This window comes from Escherichia sp. MOD1-EC6819, assembly GCF_002965765.1.
Lineage (GTDB): Bacteria > Pseudomonadota > Gammaproteobacteria > Enterobacterales > Enterobacteriaceae > Escherichia > Escherichia ruysiae.
Window position 1 is genome coordinate 136,063 of the sequence record NZ_PTRG01000011.1, and the last position, 20,343, is coordinate 156,405.

Below are 20,343 nucleotides of genomic sequence, written 5' to 3' on the forward strand. Positions count from 1 at the left end.
ACAGCCTGCAAACCGATCGCAAAATTGGACGCGATCGATCCCCTCGCTCCTCTGGGGAGAGGGTGAGGGGAAAAGGCGGCATCGAAGCCAATCTTCCCCCATTAACCGCCTTTACGAATCAAATAACGATAAGGCAGTCCATCCGTCTCTTTGGCGACCAGTTCATGTTCCATAAAGGTACAAAACCCAGGAATATCGCGGGTCGTGGCCGGATCATCGGCAATAATCAGCAACGTTTCGCCTGGCTGCATATTGCGCACCGTTTTGCGCACCATCATCACCGGTTCCGGGCAGCGCAGGCCAAGTGCGTCGAGTGTGTGGTCAGGGCTGGAAAAGAGATCGGTCATTTTCTTCTCATCACATAAAAAAACGGCGCTAGTTTACGCCCTGTGAGTCCGTTAGCAAACCAGGTTAACGATTGCGTGAAAATTAACCATTGCATTGTCAAGCCAAAGCAGTATCATGCGGCGGCTCGAAAAAAGGGTAAGCACGTTATTATCTCACTATAAAATAACGTGTCGTACGTATTGGGTTCCCTCACCCCAATGGCTAATCAAAAAGGTACAATATGAACGCTTTCTCACAAACTCAACGCTATAAGGCGTTGTTCTGGTTATCGTTATTTCACCTGTTGGTGATCACCTCCAGTAACTATCTGGTACAGCTTCCGGTCTCTATTTTCGGTTTTCATACCACCTGGGGCGCGTTTAGCTTTCCGTTTATTTTTCTTGCTACCGACCTGACTGTGCGTATTTTTGGCGCACCGCTGGCTCGTCGCATCATCTTTGCGGTGATGATCCCCGCGTTGCTGATCTCCTACGTCATCTCATCACTGTTTTATATGGGTTCATGGCAGGGATTCGGCGTTCTCGCCCACTTCAACCTGTTTGTCGCCCGTATCGCTACCGCCAGCTTTATGGCCTACGCGCTGGGGCAGATCCTCGACGTGCACGTTTTTAACCGCCTGCGTCAGAGTCATCGCTGGTGGCTGGCTCCGACGGCTTCCACACTGTTTGGTAACGTCAGCGATACGCTGGCTTTCTTCTTCATTGCTTTCTGGCGCAGCCCGGATGCTTTTATGGCCGAGCACTGGATGGAAATCGCGCTGGTTGATTACTGTTTCAAAGTGTTAATCAGCATCGTTTTCTTCCTGCCAATGTATGGCGTATTACTCAATATGCTATTGAAAAGACTGGCAGATAAATCCGAAATCAACGCTTTGCAGGCCAGTTAAAGGTTCGTTATCAGAGTTGTGATAAGATGGATGAATGAGCCGTTATGGCCGTTTATCGATAAGGAAGAAGTCAATGCGCAATCTGGTTAAATATGTCGGAATTGGCCTGCTGGTTATGGGGCTTGCGGCCTGTGATGATAAAGACACTAACGCTACGGCGGAAGGCACTGTCGCGGAAAGTAACGCTGCCGCAAATCCCGTCAACCTGCTTGATGGCAAGCTAAGTTTCTCGCTGCCAGCAGATATGACCGACCAGAGCGGTAAGCTGGGAACGCAAGCCAATAACATGCACGTCTGGTCCGACGCCACCGGGCAGAAAGCAGTCATCGTCATCATGGGCGATGACCCGAAAGAAGATCTGGGTGTGCTGGCGAAGCGTCTGGAAGATCAGCAACGTAGCCGCGATCCGCAACTGCAAGTGGTGACCAACAAATCTATTGAGCTGAAAGGTCACAAAATGCAGCAGTTAGACAGCATTATCTCCGCGAAAGGCCAGACGGCGTACTCTTCCGTCATTCTGGGTAACGTGGGTAATCAACTGCTGACCATGCAAATCACGCTGCCAGCTGACGATCAGCAAAAAGCGCAGACCACCGCAGAAAACATCATTAATACGCTGGTTATTCAGTAAATTTTAAGATGATGAGACGGTCTCAGGAACGTGTTCCGGAGGCCGTTTTTTTAATCGCCACGTCAGCAATAACGCGATTGCTACCAGCCCCGCCGCCGCCAGATAAATCACCGGTACGCCCGCCCAGCTCATCACCAGCCCAGCCAGTGGTCCGGTCACGCCAAGCGATAAATCCATAAATACGGTGTAGGTTGCCAGCGCCGCCCCCTGATTTTGCTGTGGAACCGCTTTTACCGCCACTACGCCCAATGCCGGGAACACCAGCGAAAACCCTGCCCCCGCCAGTAAGACGCCGATTTTCGCCATCCACGGTACGGTGGCTACGCCAACCAATAGCAGGCCGATTATCTCAACGCTAAAGCAGATCATCGCCACGTTTAAGCCGCCGATACGATTAATGCCGTTAGGGAATAACAGTCGCGTACCGACAAACGCACAACTAAACAGCGTCAACGCGAAGGCCGCACCGTCCCAACCTTTAGCGTCATAAAACAGTGTGATAAAGGTGGCGATGACGCCAAATCCGGCAGAAGCCAGTGCCAGCGCCATGCCATACAGCCAGACGCGCCCAAGCACCGCGCGAAACGGCAGTGGCTTGCCTTTGCTGGCTTTCACCGACGGACGCGGGATCGCCAACAAAATGGCCACCAGCGCCACGGCCATAATGATTAATGCCAGCGTCTGCAACCCGCCCCAGTGATAAAACAGCACGCCCAACGGCGCGCCCATCGCCATCGCCCCGTAAGTGACAATGCCGTTCCACGAAATTACCCGCCCGATATGCAGCGAGCCAACCACGCCAACGCCCCACAGTGTCGATCCGGTTCCGGCAAAACTTTGTCCAATTCCGAGGATCACGCGCCCCAGGCAAAGTAATAACAGGCTGATGACGGGCAGGCTGGCGGTTAATCCTGCTGTCAGATACCCCAGCCCGCTCAAAAAGCAGCCGCACAACCCGAAGACGACTATCTTTTTGGGTCCCAGCAAATCGGCGTAACGCCCGGCATGTGGACGACTCAGCAAAGTAGCGAAATATTGCAGGCTGATAACTAAACCCGCCCAGAAGGCACTAAATCCCATCACATCATGGACATAGCCCGGCAATACGGCGAGCGGCAACCCGATGGTGAGGTAGCTGGCGAAGTTAAACATGACAATGGAGACAATGCGCAGGTTAAGACGCAATCCGTTTAGCGCGGGTTCGGCAACGGGTTCGGGCATGAGGATCACCACATTTTTACAACAGTGTTTCATTTTTACCACGGGCTGGCGTGAAAATCAGCAGTAAGAATCAGAATATTGCTGGCGTGACTCCCGCTACACTTAATACAAAAAGTCACAAGGAAGCCCCAATGGAAACCCTTCAACCGGATAAAACAGGAATGCATATTCTGCTCAAGCTGGCCTCGCTGGTAGTGATTCTCGCCGGCATTCACGCAGCGGCAGATATCATTGTGCAACTGCTACTGGCGCTCTTTTTCGCCATTGTCCTCAATCCGTTGGTCACCTGGTTTATTCGTCGTGGAGTACAACGCCCCATTGCCATTACCATTGTGGTGGTGGTGATGCTGATAGCACTTACTGCGCTGGTCGGCGTACTGGCGGCATCGTTTAACGAATTTATCTCTATGCTGCCGAAGTTTAATAAGGAACTGACCCGTAAGCTGTTTAAATTACAAGAGATGTTACCGTTTCTTAATCTGCATATGTCGCCCGAACGAATGCTTCAGCGGATGGATTCGGAAAAAGTTGTCGCCTTCACCACGGCGCTGATGACCGGGCTTTCCGGCGCAATGGCGAGCGTGCTTCTGCTGGTGATGACCGTAGTTTTCATGCTGTTTGAAGTGCGCCACGTGCCTTACAAAATGCGTTTTGCGTTGAATAATCCACAGATTCACATCGCCGGACTACACCGCGCCTTAAAAGGTGTTTCGCACTATCTTGCATTGAAGACGCTGCTCAGTTTATGGACAGGCGTCATCGTCTGGCTGGGATTGGCGCTAATGGGCGTACAGTTTGCGCTGATGTGGGCGGTACTGGCGTTTTTGCTCAACTACGTTCCCAATATTGGCGCGGTGATCTCCGCCGTACCGCCAATGATTCAGGTGTTGCTGTTTAATGGCGTTTACGAATGTATTCTGGTCGGTGCACTGTTTTTAGTTGTCCATATGGTCATCGGCAATATTTTAGAGCCACGGATGATGGGGCATCGACTGGGAATGTCCACTCTGGTGGTATTTCTTTCTTTGTTGGTCTGGGGATGGTTACTCGGTCCGGTGGGTATGTTGCTTTCGGTGCCATTAACCAGCGTCTGTAAAATCTGGATGGAAACCACCAAAGGCGGCAGCAAACTGGCGATTTTACTGGGACCGGGACGACCGAAAAGTCGGTTACCGGGATGAGGCGACAAGTGATACGATACGCACTTTCCTTTTCCATTAAACGTTGGCTCTGATATGTATCGGATAGTTCTGGGGAAAGTTTCGACCTTAAGCGCAGTTCCACTGCCACCGGCTTTACGCGATCAAGCACCGCAAGGTCCACGACGCGAACGCTGGCTGGCGGGACGTGCATTGCTTTCACACGTGCTTTCTCCGCTACCGGACATCATCTACGGTGAACAGGGCAAACCCGCATTCGCGCCGGAAACCCCGCTATGGTTCAACTTAAGTCATAGCGGTGACGATATCGCCCTGCTGTTGAGCGATGAAGGCGAAGTTGGCTGCGATATCGAAGTGATTCGCCCGCGCGCCAACTGGCACTGGCTGGCAAACACGGTGTTTAGCCTCGGGGAACATGCCGAAATGGACGCTGTGCATCCTGATCAGCAACTGGAAATGTTCTGGCGCATCTGGACACGCAAAGAAGCCATCGTTAAACAGCGTGGCGGCAGCGCCTGGCAAATCGTCAGCGTAGACAGCACCTATCAGTCCTCGCTGTCTGTCAGCCATTGTCAGCTTGAAAATTTAAGTCTGGCGATCTGCACCCCTACCCCCTTTACGCTCACCACCGACGCGGTGCAATGGGTCGATTCGCTTAACTGATCCGCCCATCCGACTGCCCATCTATTGATCCAGAACAGGTTATCAGTATGACGAATACTTAAAATCGTCATACTTGAAATCGATGACTCAACATGAGCGGGCGCAGTTTTCCCCGTTTTTAGGGAAGGTAGTGGGATTATCACCGTATTTTACCCTCACCCCAACCCTCTCCCTGAAAGGGAGAGGGGGCACACCGTGCAATGAGTGGCGATTGCAGTTGCAGCCACAAAAGCGCACGGACCATCCCCTCGCCCCTTTGGGTAGAGGAGGCACACCGTGCAATGAGTGGCGATTGCAGTTGCAGCCACAAAAGCGTACGGCTCGTCCCCTCGCCCCTTCGGGTAGAGGGGGCACACCGTGCAATGAGTGGCGATTGCAGTTGCAGTCACAAAAGCGCACGGACCATCCCCTCGCCCCTTCGGGTAGAGGGGGCACACCGTGCAATGAGTGGCTATTGCAGTTGCAGTCACAAAAGCGCACGGACCATCCCCTCGCCCCTCTGGGGAGAGGGTTAGGGTGAGGGGAACAGGCCGCACCCAGGCCGCATATGCAGAGTCACTACCAGATTTCAACATAGCGAATCGTCGCCATACTTATTTCGCCAACTATTTATCCATTGGGGCTACTATGTTCTCCACACTCCACCGCACTCTATTTGCGCTGCTGGCTTGTGCGTCTTTTATCGTCCATGCTGCCGCGCCAGATGAAATCACCACCGCCTGGCCGGTGAATGTCGGGCCACTAAACCCGCACCTTTACACGCCTAACCAGATGTTCGCCCAGAGCATGGTTTATGAACCGCTGGTGAAATATCAGGCAGACGGTTCGGTGATCCCGTGGCTGGCAAAAAGCTGGACTCATTCAGAAGATGGTAAAACCTGGACCTTCACCCTGCGTGATGACGTGAAATTCTCCAACGGTGAACCGTTCGATGCAGAGGCGGCGGCAGAAAACTTCCGCGTAGTGCTCGATAACCGCCAACGTCACGCCTGGCTGGAGCTGGCAAACCAGATTGTTGATGTTAAAGCACTCAGTAAAACGGAGCTGCAAATCACCCTGAAAAGCGCCTACTATCCTTTCCTGCAAGAACTGGCTCTGCCCCGCCCTTTCCGCTTTATCGCCCCCTCGCAGTTTAAAAACCATGAAACCATGAACGGGATTAAAGCGCCAATTGGCACCGGGCCGTGGGTTTTGCAGGAATCGAAACTGAATCAGTACGATGTCTTCGTCCGTAACGAAAACTACTGGGGCGAAAAGCCGGCGATTAAAAAGATCACCTTCAACGTGATCCCGGATCCGACCACTCGCGCAGTAGCTTTCGAAACCGGCGATATCGACCTGCTGTACGGAAACGAAGGGTTATTACCGCTCGATACCTTCGCCCGCTTTAGCCAGAACCCGGCTTACCACACCCAACTGTCACAGCCGATCGAAACCGTGATGCTGGCGCTCAATACCGCCAAAGCCCCCACCAACGAGCTGGCAGTACGTGAAGCTCTTAATTACGCGGTAAACAAAAAATCGCTGATTGATAACGCGTTGTATGGCACCCAGCAGGTCGCCGACACCCTGTTTGCCCCTTCCGTGCCCTACGCTAATCTCGGCCTGAAGCCACGCCAGTACGATCCGCAAAAAGCGAAAGCGTTGCTGGAAAAAGCCGGTTGGACGCTGCCTGCGGGCAAAGACATCCGCGAGAAAAATGGTCAGCCGCTGCGCATTGAACTTTCGTTCATCGGCACCGATGCGTTAAGCAAATCGATGGCGGAAATCATTCAGGCTGATATGCGCCAGATTGGCGCAGATGTCTCGCTGATTGGCGAAGAAGAGAGCAGTATCTATGCTCGTCAGCGCGACGGTCGTTTTGGCATGATTTTCCACCGCACCTGGGGCGCGCCATACGATCCACACGCCTTCCTGAGTTCAATGCGCGTACCGTCGCACGCTGACTTCCAGGCACAGCAAGGTTTAGCCGACAAGCCGCTGATTGATAAAGAGATCGGCGAAGTGCTGGCGACCCATGATGAAACACAACGTCAGGCGCTGTATCGCGACATTCTGACCCGTCTGCATGACGAGGCGGTTTATCTGCCTATCAGTTACATCTCAATGATGGTGGTATCAAAACCGGATCTGGGTAACATCCCCTACGCGCCGATCGCCACCGAAATTCCGTTCGAACAGATTAAACCGGTGAAACCTTAATGTTGCGATACGTATTACGCCGCCTTCTGCTGCTGATCCCGATGGTGCTCGCCGCCTCGGTGATCATTTTTCTGATGTTGCGCCTCGGCACCGGCGACCCGGCGCTCGACTATTTGCGTTTATCTAACCTGCCGCCGACGCCGGAGATGCTGGCCTCTACCCGCACCATGCTGGGACTGGATCAGCCGCTGTACGTCCAGTACGGCACCTGGTTGTGGAAGGCGCTGCATCTTGACTTTGGTATCTCATTCGCCAGCCAACGCCCGGTGCTCGACGATATGCTGAACTTCCTGCCCGCAACATTGGAACTGGCAGGCGCGGCGCTGGTGTTAATTCTGCTCACTTCCGTGCCGCTCGGTATCTGGGCGGCGCGCCATCGCGACCGCCTGCCGGATTTCGCCGTGCGTTTCATCGCGTTTCTTGGCGTCTCAATGCCTAACTTCTGGCTGGCGTTTTTACTGGTGATGGCGTTTTCGGTGTATCTGCAATGGCTACCCGCGATGGGCTACGGCGACTGGCAGCACATCATTTTGCCGGCGGTTTCCATCGCCTTTATGTCGCTGGCGATTAACGCGCGGCTGCTGCGCGCCAGTATGCTGGACGTCGCCGGTCAGCGTCACGTGACCTGGGCACGGCTACGCGGGCTTAACGCTAAACAGACCGAACGCCGTCACATCCTGCGCAATGCCTCGTTGCCGATGATCACCGCCGTGGGGATGCACATCGGCGAACTGATCGGCGGGACGATGATTATCGAAAACATCTTTGCCTGGCCGGGGGTCGGACGCTATGCGGTGTCGGCGATTTTTAACCGTGACTATCCGGTGATTCAATGCTTTACGCTGATGATGGTGGTGGTTTTTGTGGTCTGTAATTTGATTGTTGATTTACTCAACGCCGCGCTGGACCCGCGTATTCGTCGTCATGAAGGAGCGCACGCGTGAACTTTTTCCTCTCTTCCCGCTGGTCGGTACGCCTGGCGCTGATCATTATCGCCCTGCTGGCGCTGATTGCGCTCACCAGCCAGTGGTGGCTGCCGTATGACCCACAGGCGATTGATCTGCCGTCACGCCTGCTCTCGCCGGATGCGCAGCACTGGCTGGGCACCGATCACTTAGGGCGTGATATTTTCTCGCGGCTGATGGCGGCGACCCGCGTGTCGCTCGGTTCGGTAATGGCCTGCCTGCTGCTGGTGCTGACATTAGGGCTGGTTATTGGCGGCAGCGCCGGACTGATTGGCGGACGCGTTGATCAGGCCACCATGCGCGTCGCCGATATGTTTATGACCTTCCCGACGTCGATTCTGTCGTTCTTTATGGTTGGCGTGCTCGGCACCGGGCTGACCAACGTAATTATCGCCATCGCCCTGTCGCACTGGGCGTGGTATGCACGCATGGTGCGCAGCCTGGTGATTTCGCTACGCCAGCGCGAGTTTGTGCTGGCGTCACGACTTTCCGGCGCGGGGCATGTGCGGGTGTTTGTCGATCATCTGGCAGGCGCGGTGATCCCTTCGCTGCTGGTGCTGGCGACGCTGGATATCGGCCATATGATGCTTCACATCGCGGGGATGTCCTTCCTCGGCCTTGGCGTGACCGCGCCGACCGCCGAATGGGGCGTGATGATTAACGACGCGCGTCAGTATATCTGGACTCAGCCGCTGCAAATGTTCTGGCCGGGGCTGGCGCTGTTTATCAGCGTGATGGCCTTTAACCTGGTGGGTGACGCACTGCGCGATCATCTGGACCCTCATCTGGTGACGGAGCACGCACACTAATGCCGCAACAGATTGAACTACGTAATATCGCGCTACAGGCCGCGCAGCCGCTGGTGCACGGCGTATCGTTAACCCTTAAACGCGGGCGTGTGCTGGCGTTAGTCGGCGGTAGCGGCAGCGGGAAATCACTGACCTGCGCGGCGGCGCTGGGCATTCTGCCCGCTGGCGTTCGCCAGACGGCGGGGGAAATTTTAGCCGATGGCAAACCGGTTTCGCCTTGCGCGCTACGCGGTATCAAAATTGCCACCATCATGCAGAACCCGCGCAGCGCCTTTAATCCGCTGCACACCATGCACACCCACGCGCGGGAAACCTGCCTGGCACTGGGGAAACCCGCCGATGACGCCACGCTTATCGCTGCCATAGAAGCGGTGGGGCTGGAAAACGCCGCGCGCGTGCTGAAGCTGTACCCGTTCGAGATGAGCGGCGGTATGTTGCAGCGCATGATGATTGCGATGGCGGTGCTGTGCGAATCGCCGTTTATCATCGCCGATGAACCAACCACCGACCTTGATGTAGTAGCGCAAGCGCGCATCCTCGATCTACTGGAAAGCATTATGCAAAAACAAGCGCCGGGGATGCTGCTGGTGACCCATGATATGGGCGTGGTGGCGCGTCTGGCAGATGACGTGGCTGTGATGTCACACGGTAAGATTGTCGAACAGGGCGATGTAGAAACGCTGTTTAACGCCCCCAAACATACGGTGACGCGCAGCCTGGTTTCCGCTCATCTCGCCCTCTACGGTATGGAGCTGGCATCATGACTTTACTTAACGTCTCCAACCTTTCACATCACTATGCGCACGGTGGATTCAGCGGTAAGCACCAGCATCAGGCGGTACTCAATAACGTTTCTCTGACCCTGAAAAGCGGTGAAACCGTCGCCCTGCTGGGACGCAGTGGCTGCGGAAAGAGTACCCTCGCGCGGCTGCTGGTAGGCTTAGAGTCGCCCTCACAAGGGAATATTAGCTGGCGTGGCGAACCGCTGGCGAAACTCAATCGCGCGCAACGTAAAGCGTTCCGCCGTGATATTCAGATGGTGTTTCAAGACTCCATCAGCGCCGTTAACCCACGCAAAACCGTGCGCGAGATCCTGCGAGAACCGATGCGCCACCTGCTATCGCTGAAAAAAGCCGAACAACTGGCGCGCGCCAGTGAAATGCTGAAGGCGGTAGATCTCGATGACAGCGTGCTCGACAAACGCCCACCGCAATTAAGCGGCGGTCAGCTCCAGCGCGTCTGCCTGGCGCGCGCGCTGGCGGTCGAACCGAAACTGCTGATTCTGGATGAAGCCGTTTCTAACCTTGATCTCGTGTTACAAGCGGGCGTCATTCGTCTACTGAAAAAGCTACAACAACAGTTTGGCACCGCCTGCCTGTTCATCACCCACGACTTACGCCTTGTAGAACGTTTCTGTCAGCGGGTGATGGTGATGGACAACGGACAAATCGTCGAAACCCAGGTGGTGGGAGAGAAATTAACTTTTTCCTCTGACGCCGGACGTGTGCTACAAAACGCGGTATTACCCGCATTCCCCGTGCGCCGTCGCGCCACTGAAAAGGTTTAACGCAAATGCAACGAGTCACCATCACGCTTGATGACGATTTACTGGAGACGCTGGACAGCCTGAGCCAGCGTCGTGGCTATAACAACCGTTCCGAAGCTATCCGCGATATTCTGCGCAGCGCCCTGGCGCAGGAGGCCACCCAGCAGCACGGCACACAAGGTTTCGCAGTGCTGTCGTATGTGTATGAACACGAAAAACGCGACTTAGCCAGCCGTATTGTCTCCACCCAGCATCACCACCACGATCTCTCGGTCGCCACGCTGCATGTCCACATTAATCACGACGACTGTCTGGAAATCGCCGTGCTGAAAGGTGACATGGGTGACGTGCAGCATTTTGCCGATGACGTTATCGCCCAGCGCGGCGTGCGACACGGGCATTTACAGTGCCTGCCGAAGGAAGATTGAGTTATTTCTGAAACGCGGAAAGAAAAGATATTAACTGAACTTAATTTATAAAATTAAGTTCAGTTGCATAGATAGATCCTGTAAAGGCAGATGTTCTGCGTAATGAACGCCGCTAAAATTTATAAATGATTCAAACGCTCATTCAGCGTTTCAATAATATAGGTATTAACAGAGACTTGTTGCTGCGCAGCCGCATTATTAAGGCGTTCACTCAGCGATTCTGGATAGCGTAACGTAAAGGTCTTAATCTTTTCTGTACGCGCATAAGGCTCAATACCCGCAGCTTTACAATCCTCAAGATACTCTCGCAGGGAAAGCTCCCCCTCTTTTTGCAGCCCCTGAATGCTGTCAGAGACAAAATCACAATAACCTGACAAGCCCAGGAATTTGCCACGAAATGCATTCAGTTCTGGCACATAGGTAATTACAGCAGGTTGCCCGGCAATCTCCATAGAATTTGGCGTCTTCAGTTTGATCATGGTTTTACCCCTATACTTAGTAACCAGTCACGCACGCTTTCTACAGCGCCTTTATCGGTATCTGGCGACGGATGAGGCCGATGGAAACACGCAACGCTCATATTTAGTATGAACTTACAACGCGAGCCTCTTCCTTCCTTAATTTCTCCGCCTAATGCTTTAACCAGTGACTCTATATCAGACCACTTAATCCCTTGAGGAACAGGAGATTTAAATATTTGATCCAATGTATTTTTTTGTTTCTTCCGTAAAGCCTGTACCTGTGTTCTCATGGCATGTCCTTATGACTTCACTTTATGACATCAATAGTATGACATCACAATATGAAGTCAAGTTTCCCTTCCTTACGCCATTGTCCCAATCGTCTTTCTGAATCGCAGCAGCGCGATGGTGAAAAACGCGCCGCCAATTGCCATCAGCGTCAGGAACTGCGGCCAGACGATTTCAAATCCGGCACCACGGTAGAGAATGGCCTGCGCGAGGCTGACAAAGTGTGTCGTCGGCATGGTCAGCATAATGTCCTGCACCATCTGCGGCATACTTTCGCGCGGCGTGGAACCACCGGAAAGCATTTGCAGCGGCAGCAGCACCAGAATCACCAGCAGCCCCAGTTGCGGCATTGAGCGCGCTATCGTCCCCATGAAAATGCCGATTGACGTGGTGGCAAACAGACTGAGCGCCACGCCAAGCATAAACAGCGGGATCGAGCCTTCTATCGGTACGCCCAGCACGCCTTTTACCATCAGCACCAGCGATAATCCCGATACCACCAGCACCACCAGCCCCATCGACCAGACCTTCGCCATCATGATCTCAAACGGCGTTATCGGCATCACCAGTAAATGTTCCACCGTGCCGTGTTCACGCTCGCGGATCAGCGCCGATCCGGTCAATACAATCGCCAGCATGGTAATGTTGTTGATGATCGCCATCACCCCACCAAACCACGCGGGATCGAGATTCGGGTTAAAGCGCATCCGGGTTTCCAGCGATACCAACGGTTCGCTGTTATCACGGTAGCGCGCGATAAAGCTGTTCACTTCACCGTTGATAATATTCTGGATATACCCGTTGCCAGTGAATGCCTGGCTCATGCGCGTGGCATCGACGTTCACCTGAATATCCGGCTGGCGTCCGGCGAGGACATCACGCTGAAAATTAGGCGGAATATTTACCGCAAAGGTATAGCGCCCGGCGTCCAGTCCGGCATCCATCTCATCGGCGGTGATCATCTCCGGCGGCAAAAACCACGGGCGGTAGAAGCTGTTAACGATCCGGTTCGACAACTGCGATTGATCCATATCGGCAATGGCGATCGGCGCCAGGTTTAACGATCCTGGCGTGACGGTTGCCGACGAGTACACCGACACCGTAAACGAGAAGATAATCAGCGTCAGCATTGCTTTATCACCAAGCAGGCTGCGCAACTCTTTGATACTCAGATTAAAAATATTGCGTAAATGGCGCATCATCCCTCCTGTTTTTTCAGCAGCAGGATGCTTAAGCCCATCACCAGCGGTATGGCTATCAGCAACGGGATAAAAAGTTGCCACAAGTCCGTCAGATCCAGCGCCTTCGAAAACGTCCCGCGCGCGATAGTCAGAAAATGACTGGTAGGATAAACCTCGCCGATCCAACGCCCCGGCCCTTCCAGCGATGCCACCGGATCGATCATCCCGGAAAACTGCGTCGCCGGAATCAACGTGATAATCGCCGTACCGAAAATGGCGGCAATCTGGCTCTTCATAAAAGTGGAGATCAGCAGCCCCATTCCGGTGGCAATGATGATATACAGCAACGCCGCCAGGGTGAGCGTCAGGAAGCTGCCTTTATGCGGCACACCAAACACAAACACCGACAAGGCGCAGAGCAGGAAAAAGTTCAGCATCCCCAGCGCGATGTACGGTAGCTGTTTGCCGAGCAAAAATTCGCTACGCGTGGTGGGGGTCACGTAAAGGTTGATAATCGACCCCAACTCTTTTTCCCGCACCACGCTAAGGGCGCTTAGCATTGACGGGATCATCATCAGCAGAAGCGGGATCACCGCCGGAACAATCGCTGGCAGGCTTTTTACGTCCGGGTTATAGCGATAGCGCGTCTCAATATTCATCAGTCCGCTTTGGCTGGCGGGCGTCGATTGCCGGCTCGCCACATCCTGTAACCAACTCTGGTGCATCGCCTGCACGTAACCTTTTACCGTTTCGGCACGGCTGGGCATCGCACCGTCGATCCAGACACCGAGCTCCACAGGCGTACCACGCGCGATATCACGCCCGAAATTGGGCGGGATCTCAATCGCCACCGTGATATCGCCCGCACGCATCCGGCGGTCAAGTTCGTCATAACTGGTGAGCGGCGGCTGTTCGATAAAGTAACGGGAACCGGAGAGATTGAGCGTCCACGCCTGGCTGCTGACGGTCTGGTCGCGGTCGAGCACCGCAAAGCGCAGGTTTTCCACATCCATACTGATGCCATAGCCCATTATCAGCATCAGGATCACCGTTCCCATCAGCGCCAGCGTCGAACGCACCGGATCGCGTCGCAGTTCCAGTGCTTCGCGGCGGCTGTAGCTAAACAGACGGCGCAGGCTAAATCCCTGACGCGGCGCATGGGTAGCGTTGCGCACCACGGGCGGTGCTTCGGCTTCGTTGCTCTGCCCCGCCGCCTCCTGCAAACAGGCGATAAATGCCTCTTCCAGACTGGCGGCTCCGCGTTTCTCAACCAGTTCCTGCGGTGTACCGCTGGCGAGCACTTTTCCGGCGTGCATCAGCGAGATACGGTCGCAGCGTTCCGCTTCGTTCATAAAGTGGGTGGAGATGAAAATGGTCACTTTGTCCTGGCGCGAGAGATCGACCATCAACTGCCAGAACATATCCCTCGCCACCGGATCGACACCAGAAGTAGGCTCATCGAGGATTAACATCTCCGGGCGATGAATCACCGCCACCGCCAGCGAAAGCCGCTGGCGAATGCCGAGCGGCAATGACTCCGGCAGCACATCTTCAACGTCATTGAGCTTAAAACGCTCGCTCATTTCAGCCACTCGCGCAGGAATTTCCGCTTCCGGGATGTGAAACAAACGAGCATGTAACTCCAGGTTTTGCCGCACGGTGAGTTCGTTATAGAGCGAAAACGCCTGCGACATATACCCCACCCGACGACGGGTATCGATATCTTTTGGATCAACCGGTTGCCCAAACAGCCACGCCTCACCTTCGCTGGCGGGCAGCAGCCCAGTAAGCATTTTCATGGTGGTGGATTTACCGCAGCCGTTCGAACCGAGGAAGCCAAAAATCTCCCCGCGTGGAATGCGGAAATTGACGTGATCAACGGCAACGAAGGAACCAAAACGCATGGTCAGATCGCGCGCTTCGATGGCAATCTCTGCGTTTTCAGGTTGATACGGTGGGATCACTACCGCCTGATGCGCCTGGCGTTGCGCTTGCGGTAACAGATTAATAAATGCTTCTTCCAGCGTGGCGCTTTGCGTTTGCTGACGCAGTTCTTCGGCGCTACCGGTCGCCAGCACTTCTCCGGCATTCATCGCCACCAGCCAGTCGAAGCGTTCGGCCTCTTCCATATAGGCGGTGGCGACCAGCACGCTCATATTGCTCTGCCGCTGGCGAATACTGTCGATGAGATCCCAGAACTGAGCGCGAGAGAGCGGGTCAACCCCCGTCGTTGGCTCATCAAGAATCAACAATTCCGGGTCGTGGATTAACGCACAGCATAGTCCAAGTTTTTGCTTCATCCCGCCGGAGAGCTTTCCCGCTGGACGATCGCGAAACGGTGCTAACCCGGTGCTGGTCAGCAGCTCATTAATTCGGACTTCCCGCTCCGCTTTGTCGTGACCGAACAGGCGGGCGAAAAAATCGACGTTTTCATATACCGACAAGGTGTGGTAGAGGTTTTTGCCCAGCCCCTGCGGCATCCAGGCGATACGCGGGCAGACGTCGCGGCGATGCTTCGGGTCGCGCATATCGCCGCCCAGCACGATCACGTTGCCCTGCTCAATGACGCGGGCACCGGAAATCAGCGATAACAAACTCGACTTCCCGACGCCGTCCGGGCCAATCAGCCCGACCATGCAGCGTGCCGGAATATCGAGAGTGATATTGTTCAGCGCAACGGTTTTTCCATAATGCTGGCTCACGCCCGCCAGTTGCGCGACAGGCGGAACGGGAACCAGTTCCAGATGCGTCATTGCGGCAACCTCACCACCAGGTCTTCAGGCCACGGACGTTCTTCGTTCACCCGCACCCACGCCACGCCCGGCAAACCGGTTTTGACATATTCCAGATGTTGCTGGAGTAATTCCGGTGGGATACGCGCTTTGACGCGGAACATCAGTTTCAGCCGTTCATCGCTGGTTTCGACGGTTTTTGGCGTGAACTGGGCGACGCTGGCGACAAAACTGATGGTCGCAGGAATACGCAAATCTGGCGCGGCATCGAGGATCAGCCGTGCTTCGCCGCCTAGTTTCAGTGTGCCCGCCTGTTCGGTTGGCAGGAAGAAGGTCATATAAACGTCGCTCAGATCGACCATATTCAGCACCCGACCGCCTGCCGCCAGCACTTCGCCTGGCTCAGCAACCCGATACTGCACACGCCCATCGCGCGGGGCTTTTAGTTCACTGTCATCGATATCTGCGGCAATGCGCCGTTCAGTGGCTTGCGCAGCTTCTACACGCGTTTGTGCCTGAATGATATTGGTACGAGCCGCTTCTATAGCGGCTTTAGAAGCCGAAACCTGGGCTTTTGCCGATTCCAGCGCAGCACGGGCGCTTTCGGCGGCGGCGCGGTCGTCATCCAGTTGTTGCGCAGAAATAGCTCCACGATGGGCGAGCGAGCGGGAACGCGTATGACGTTTGGCAACGGAGTCCAGTTCGGCCTGGCGTTGATTAACCAGTGACTGTGCGGCACGAGTTTCACTTTGCCGCTGTTCCAGCAAAGCCTGCGCGGCGGCAACAGCACTTTGCGCCTCTTTGATTTGCGCGATGGCTTCCAGTCGCTGCTCCTGCAACACGCGAGTGTCCATCTTCGCCAGCACTTCACCTTCACGGACAAACTGCCCCTCTTTCACCAGAATGGTGTCGATACGCCCGGCAATTTTACTGGCGATATCCACTTCCGTCGCTTCAATGCGACCATTACTGACGGCAAAACCCTCCGGTACACCTGCCGGACGCAATAACCACCACGCCAGGACGGCAGCAACCGCCAGTAACCCTACAACCCACCACGCCAGATGGCGCTTAATCTTATCCATAATCGACCCGCCATAATCCCTGTAAGTAAACGACGCGTGTTACAGCAGCCGCCGAACGATGTTCAGCGAATTCTTCCATCCAGGATGAGAAGGAAACGGCATATACGACCAGGGCGCCGCAAGATGAGCGCCAACGGGGAAGGCTTAGTGAAAACGGGTAGTAATGTTGTCATCATCAGCATTCCTGGCCGTAAATGAAACACGCATACTCATAAGTTAAATCAATTAAATACTAACAGTTATATTCATGTTGTCTATTTGATTACAATCAGCTTGTGATACATCACGATGTTCTACATTTCGATTACGTTTTTAACCCAAAATATCCTTAACAGGAACGGTGACTATCACACAGCGTTATTATTCTCTTGTGTACAAATATCTTAACGAAAGGTAATAAGGTATTTTTGCGAAAAAGGGTGGATGAGAAAAAGCAGCGTTTTAAGCAACGATGAAAAATAAGGAAAAGATATTAATTCAGAATTAGCTGTAGGATAAATATTTATTTGCCAGCATTAACTCGCCTATAAATTTCAATACTCAGAACAATAAATCCGGTTATAGTAAAGTTACTTTTTACAATTAGTGGTATCTCATTGTTATATTTAATTGACTAAAAATACTACTTACACGCTTTCTGACATTAGCGGAAACGCATATGGAGATTGAGATGAACATATATATCGGATGGTTGTTTAAATTAATCCCTTTGATAATGGGTATAATATGCATCGCGTTAGGTGATTTTGTATTAGCAGGTTCTGGGCAAAGTGAATATTTCGTTGCAGGGCATGTTTTAATTTCTCTTTCTGCAATATGCCTGGCGTTGTTCACTACAGCATTTATTATCATCTCTCAGTTAACTCATGGTGTGAATAAATTCTACAACACGCTATTTCCTATTATTGGTTATGCAGGTTCCGTTGCAACGATGATTTGGGGATGGTCTCTGCTGGCAAGTGATAATGTGATGGCGGATGAATTTGTTGCCGGGCACGTTATTTTTGGTGTTGGGATGATTGCCGCCTGCGTATCAACCGTCGCGGCATCTTCCGGGCATTTTCTGCTCATCCCGAAAAACGCAGCAGGGAGTAAAAGCGATGGAACTCCGCTTCAGGCTTATTCTTCGTTTATTGGTAATTGCTTAATTGCCGTGCCACTACTTCTGACTCTCTTTGGTTTCCTCTGGTCAGTTGCGCTTTTGCGTAGTGCAGATATTCCAGCGCATTATGTTGCAGGCCATGTATTCCTGGGGCTAACGGCAATTTGCGCTTGTCTTATTGGCCTGGTCGCCACTATTGTTCATCAAACGCGGAACACATTCTCAGCGAAAGAACATTGGCTCTGGTGTTATTGGGTTATTTTGCTCGGCTCACTTACCGTTATTCAGGGTATCTACGTATTAATCAGTTCAGATGCAAGCGCCCGTCTGGCACCCGGCATTATTCTCATTTGTCTGGGGATGATCTGCTACAGCATTTTCTCCAAAGTGTGGCTGTTGGCGTTAGTCTGGAGACGCACCTGTTCGTTAACCAACAAAATACCAATGATACCGGTATTTACCTGTCTGTTTTGCCTGTTCCTCGCGGCGTTCCTTGCTGAAATTGCGCAAATCGATATGGCTTACTTTATTCCCTCGCGAGTTTTGGTTGGCTTAGGTGCAGTGTGTTTTACACTGTTTTCCATCGTTTCTATATTAGAAGCGGGTTCTGCGAAAAAATAATGGCTCTCGCCGGGTTGTGGTTATGCTACAGCCCGGCGAATATTAATACTTCCCGTTATTCACGCAGCACTCTTCACGCAGAAAACTAATAATTCCTTCCAGAACATCATATTGCGAGACACACATCAACGTGCGACTTTCGCGGTTTTGCTTAACCAGACCAACGGAGACCAGCGCCGAGATATGGTGGCTTAAGGTCGATGCGGGGATCGCAAGTTCCTTCTGTAACTCGCCTACCGGCATCCCGCGCTCTCCCGCTTTGACCAGATGACGAAAAATAAACAAACGGGTCGGATGACCTAATTCTTTCAGTGCCTTAGCGACATCTTCCAGTTCCATAAATAGTTTCTCCGGTTAATTGATATTTCGATGATACCAGAAATATCTTGCTCATCGCTCATCATTTCGATAATTTTAGAAATATAGTTTTATAGAGGGTATAAAATGTTTGAATGGTTACCAGGGCTGCGCGACGCCGCCGGGATGTTCCTGTTCTTAGCCGTAGAGCTATCGTTACTTTTTCTTCTTATCAGTGCTGGTGTCAGCGTAATCCGTCAGAAAATCCCGGATCATAAGATCCAGAAAATGATGGGTGCGCGTAAAGGGCGCGGTTATTTGCTGGCAGCAATGTTAGGTGCAGTGACTCCGTTTTGCAGTTGCTCAACCATTCCCATGCTTCGCGGTCTTCTTTCTGCAAAAGCGGGATTTGGCCCAACGCTCACCTTTTTGTTTGTTTCACCATTACTCAACCCGATTATCGTCGGGCTAATGTGGGCAACATTTGGCTGGAAGGTAACGTTGCTGTACGCCGTTATTGCGTGCGGTGTTTCGCTGAGCGCCAGTTTGTTACTGGATTTTGTTGGCTTCGAACGATACGTCATACCGGCGAAGGCGAGCAACGCGAGCTGCTGCAAACCGGTGTCCGATAAACCCGTTATTAACTTGCGCTCCTCGACGTTTACGCCACAAACCACATCTTGCTGTACCGCAAAACCTGCTGTTAATTGCTGTAGTGCAGCCAAAACGGCTCCCCCCAGCCTGCTGACTCAGGCAATAAAGGATGCATGGCTGCAATTTAAAGAAGTGCTGCCCTACCTGTTAATTGGGGTACTAATTGGCTCATTTATTTACGGCTTTATTCCAGCGCAATGGATTGCAGCACATGCCGGAACGGATAATCCACTGGCCATCCCCTTGAGCGCGGTTATAGGTATCCCGCTCTATATACGTGCAGAGGCCGTAATTCCCCTCGCATCGGTATTAATGACCAAAGGCATGGGGATGGGAGCTGTAATGGCACTCATCATCGGTAGCGCGGGTGCCAGCTTAACAGAAGTTATTTTGCTGAAATCGATGTTTCGCACGCCGATGATTATTGCCTTTCTGATGGTAATTTTAGGAATGGCAGTGGTCATGGGATATGTAACGCAGACGTTATTCTGAGGCCAAATCCTGCGCACAAGCCCACGCCCCCTGAAAGTCATAACTCCCAGTCAGCTGGTAACTTCTGTTACTTCTACGATAAATAAAAACCGGGCAAGCCAAGGGGCGTAATGGGGGAAGCGCACCTCAGACCGAGGCATGATTAGCCTGGCTCATGAAATGTACGCTCCCTTCTCAAAGTGGTTCTCATTGCAGGGGTATTTACTTCTGTTTCTTATAATTAACACGGAGTTAACTTAAGTCACTAGAAATACAAACCGCGCCCCAGATAATAGCGTCTTCCCAAAACAACGACTGAAAGTGAAAAACGCCTATAGATTAGCGGTGCTTAATCATTTAAGGTATTAAAAAAATCGAGACTATTCTTAGGATATTTATCCAGACGGACGGTTTTGGATGTCGTTGCTTCTCATTAGTTGCCTTTGTACTTATACCCTGCGATCGGGTTATACAGTAGACCTGCAATTTTGAACATCGTGTAATAGCAACCCTTCTCCTCTCCTTTATGTCTGCCTAGACATCCATTCAGCAACCCTTTGAATGCCAGAGGAATTTACCTCAAAGGAGAGGC

General features: G+C 52.8%; 21 protein-coding genes. 12 read left to right on the plus strand and 9 right to left on the minus strand.

Translation table 11 applies throughout. From position 1 onward, the window contains the following. Positions 1 to 101 precede the first annotated feature (101 nt). Positions 102 to 347: a sulfurtransferase TusA gene (tusA, locus tag A7Z06_RS16950; RefSeq protein ID WP_000130621.1), complete on the minus strand. Its 246-nt coding sequence runs from the start codon at positions 345 to 347 to the stop codon at positions 102 to 104. Between the two features lie 221 nt (positions 348 to 568). Between tusA and A7Z06_RS16960 the strand changes: the two genes are divergently transcribed. After that, on the plus strand, positions 569 to 1,234 hold the full coding sequence (locus tag A7Z06_RS16960) for a 7-cyano-7-deazaguanine/7-aminomethyl-7-deazaguanine transporter (RefSeq protein WP_000991083.1): 666 nt from the start codon (positions 569 to 571) through the stop codon (positions 1,232 to 1,234). Between the two features lie 73 nt (positions 1,235 to 1,307). Beyond that, entirely contained in the window at positions 1,308 to 1,865 is a 558-nt protein-coding gene (gene dcrB, locus A7Z06_RS16965) for a phage sensitivity protein DcrB (RefSeq protein WP_001245287.1), read from the plus strand. 3 nt (positions 1,866 to 1,868) lie between these two features. On the opposite strand, the gene A7Z06_RS16970 is transcribed toward dcrB, so the two are convergent. Further along, positions 1,869 to 3,119 (minus strand): MFS transporter, encoded by a 1,251-nt coding sequence (locus A7Z06_RS16970; protein WP_123058185.1) that lies wholly within the window; start codon positions 3,117 to 3,119, stop codon positions 1,869 to 1,871. Positions 3,120 to 3,217: 98 nt separating this feature from the next. Between A7Z06_RS16970 and A7Z06_RS16975 the strand changes: the two genes are divergently transcribed. The 8 genes from A7Z06_RS16975 to nikR all read left to right on the plus strand — a co-directional run bounded on the left by A7Z06_RS16975 (position 3,218) and on the right by nikR (position 10,859). Beyond that, on the plus strand, positions 3,218 to 4,267 hold the full coding sequence (locus A7Z06_RS16975; RefSeq protein WP_010348517.1) for an AI-2E family transporter: 1,050 nt from the start codon (positions 3,218 to 3,220) through the stop codon (positions 4,265 to 4,267). A gap of 54 nt (positions 4,268 to 4,321) precedes the next feature. Continuing rightward, complete coding sequence (acpT, locus tag A7Z06_RS16980; protein WP_000285798.1) at positions 4,322 to 4,909, plus strand: 4'-phosphopantetheinyl transferase AcpT; 588 nt, start codon at positions 4,322 to 4,324, stop codon at positions 4,907 to 4,909. A 627-nt stretch (positions 4,910 to 5,536) separates the two neighbouring features. Continuing rightward, positions 5,537 to 7,111, plus strand: coding sequence for a nickel ABC transporter substrate-binding protein (gene nikA / locus A7Z06_RS16985; RefSeq protein ID WP_000493117.1), 1,575 nt, complete (start codon positions 5,537 to 5,539; stop codon positions 7,109 to 7,111). After that, positions 7,111 to 8,055: a nickel ABC transporter permease subunit NikB gene (gene nikB / locus A7Z06_RS16990; RefSeq protein WP_000947092.1), complete on the plus strand. Its 945-nt coding sequence runs from the start codon at positions 7,111 to 7,113 to the stop codon at positions 8,053 to 8,055. Before nikA ends, nikB begins: the two co-directional genes overlap by 1 nt. Beyond that, positions 8,052 to 8,885 carry a nickel ABC transporter permease subunit NikC gene (nikC, locus tag A7Z06_RS16995; protein ID WP_105279505.1) on the plus strand — a complete coding sequence of 278 codons (834 nt, stop codon included), beginning with the start codon at positions 8,052 to 8,054 and terminating at the stop codon, positions 8,883 to 8,885. The genes nikB and nikC overlap by 4 nt, the downstream gene beginning before the upstream one ends. After that, positions 8,885 to 9,649: a nickel import ATP-binding protein NikD gene (nikD, locus tag A7Z06_RS17000; RefSeq protein WP_001136205.1), complete on the plus strand. Its 765-nt coding sequence runs from the start codon at positions 8,885 to 8,887 to the stop codon at positions 9,647 to 9,649. Before nikC ends, nikD begins: the two co-directional genes overlap by 1 nt. Further along, positions 9,646 to 10,452, plus strand: coding sequence for a nickel import ATP-binding protein NikE (gene nikE / locus A7Z06_RS17005; RefSeq protein WP_000173713.1), 807 nt, complete (start codon positions 9,646 to 9,648; stop codon positions 10,450 to 10,452). The genes nikD and nikE overlap by 4 nt, the downstream gene beginning before the upstream one ends. A gap of 5 nt (positions 10,453 to 10,457) precedes the next feature. Beyond that, on the plus strand, positions 10,458 to 10,859 hold the full coding sequence (gene nikR, locus A7Z06_RS17010; RefSeq protein ID WP_001190062.1) for a nickel-responsive transcriptional regulator NikR: 402 nt from the start codon (positions 10,458 to 10,460) through the stop codon (positions 10,857 to 10,859). 119 nt (positions 10,860 to 10,978) lie between these two features. Here the strand turns inward: nikR and A7Z06_RS17015 are convergent, their stop codons facing one another. The 6 genes from A7Z06_RS17015 to A7Z06_RS22105 all read right to left on the minus strand — a co-directional run bounded on the left by A7Z06_RS17015 (position 10,979) and on the right by A7Z06_RS22105 (position 16,782). After that, complete coding sequence (locus A7Z06_RS17015) at positions 10,979 to 11,338, minus strand: type II toxin-antitoxin system HicB family antitoxin (RefSeq protein ID WP_000593555.1); 360 nt, start codon at positions 11,336 to 11,338, stop codon at positions 10,979 to 10,981. Further along, entirely contained in the window at positions 11,335 to 11,610 is a 276-nt protein-coding gene (locus tag A7Z06_RS17020) for a type II toxin-antitoxin system HicA family toxin (RefSeq protein ID WP_001260301.1), read from the minus strand. Before A7Z06_RS17020 ends, A7Z06_RS17015 begins: the two co-directional genes overlap by 4 nt. Before the next feature lie 72 nt (positions 11,611 to 11,682). Next, complete coding sequence (locus A7Z06_RS17025) at positions 11,683 to 12,807, minus strand: ABC transporter permease (RefSeq protein WP_105279506.1); 1,125 nt, start codon at positions 12,805 to 12,807, stop codon at positions 11,683 to 11,685. Then, entirely contained in the window at positions 12,807 to 15,542 is a 2,736-nt protein-coding gene (gene rbbA / locus A7Z06_RS17030; RefSeq protein WP_105279507.1) for a ribosome-associated ATPase/putative transporter RbbA, read from the minus strand. Before rbbA ends, A7Z06_RS17025 begins: the two co-directional genes overlap by 1 nt. Beyond that, entirely contained in the window at positions 15,539 to 16,606 is a 1,068-nt protein-coding gene (locus A7Z06_RS17035; protein ID WP_000357899.1) for an HlyD family secretion protein, read from the minus strand. Before A7Z06_RS17035 ends, rbbA begins: the two co-directional genes overlap by 4 nt. A gap of 62 nt (positions 16,607 to 16,668) precedes the next feature. Then, positions 16,669 to 16,782 (minus strand): hypothetical protein, encoded by a 114-nt coding sequence (locus A7Z06_RS22105; protein WP_212741840.1) that lies wholly within the window; start codon positions 16,780 to 16,782, stop codon positions 16,669 to 16,671. 494 nt (positions 16,783 to 17,276) lie between these two features. Here A7Z06_RS22105 and A7Z06_RS17040 point away from each other — a divergent pair, with 494 nt between their 5' ends. Then, on the plus strand, positions 17,277 to 18,329 hold the full coding sequence (locus A7Z06_RS17040) for a DUF2776 family protein (RefSeq protein ID WP_024165146.1): 1,053 nt from the start codon (positions 17,277 to 17,279) through the stop codon (positions 18,327 to 18,329). 42 nt (positions 18,330 to 18,371) lie between these two features. Here A7Z06_RS17040 and A7Z06_RS17045 read toward each other — a convergent pair whose 3' ends face one another. Then, positions 18,372 to 18,668, minus strand: a complete 297-nt coding sequence (locus tag A7Z06_RS17045; RefSeq protein WP_000418114.1) for an ArsR/SmtB family transcription factor — start codon at positions 18,666 to 18,668, stop codon at positions 18,372 to 18,374. A gap of 105 nt (positions 18,669 to 18,773) precedes the next feature. Here A7Z06_RS17045 and A7Z06_RS17050 point away from each other — a divergent pair, with 105 nt between their 5' ends. Beyond that, on the plus strand, positions 18,774 to 19,772 hold the full coding sequence (locus A7Z06_RS17050) for a permease (protein WP_000464434.1): 999 nt from the start codon (positions 18,774 to 18,776) through the stop codon (positions 19,770 to 19,772). The last annotated feature ends 571 nt before the right edge of the window (positions 19,773 to 20,343 follow it).